1 rRNA gene is annotated in these 697 nt (G+C 46.3%); it reads left to right on the forward strand.

The annotated features are described in order from the left end of the window. Positions 1-167 precede the first annotated feature (167 nt). Positions 168-697 (forward strand): 16S ribosomal RNA (locus HMPREF2732_RS00125); the annotation flags it as partial.

The raw sequence follows: 697 nt of genomic DNA on the forward strand, positions 1-697 counted from the left end.
TTTTTTGCTCTTTAACAATATATCAGACAATCTGTGTGGGCACTTGTTGATTGACTTGTTTTAAAAATATTTTTTAATTTTGAAGTCTTAATAGGTGCTAACTAGAAATTCATAATACTTTTTTAAGTAGTGACATTTTATGTCAGCAGTATTGAGCGATTGAACTTGAATTGAAGAGTTTGATCATGGCTCAGATTGAACGCTGGCGGCAGGCTTAACACATGCAAGTCGAACGGTAACATAAAGAAGCTTGCTTCTTTGATGACGAGTGGCGGACGGGTGAGTAATGCTTGGGAATCTAGCTTATGGAGGGGGATAACTACGGGAAACTGTAGCTAATACCGCGTAGTATCGAGAGATGAAAGTGTGGGACCTTCGGGCCACATGCCATAGGATGAGCCCAAGTGGGATTAGGTAGTTGGTGAGGTAAAGGCTCACCAAGCCGACGATCTCTAGCTGGTCTGAGAGGATGACCAGCCACACTGGGACTGAGACACGGCCCAGACTCCTACGGGAGGCAGCAGTGGGGAATATTGCGCAATGGGGGCAACCCTGACGCAGCCATGCCGCGTGAATGAAGAAGGCCTTCGGGTTGTAAAGTTCTTTCGGTAGCGAGGAAGGCATTTAGTTTAATAGACTAGGTGATTGACGTTAACTACAGAAGAAGCACCGGCTAACTCCGTGCCAGCAGCCGCGG

It is taken from the genome of Haemophilus sp. HMSC061E01, from assembly GCF_001810345.1.
Lineage (GTDB): Bacteria > Pseudomonadota > Gammaproteobacteria > Enterobacterales > Pasteurellaceae > Haemophilus_D.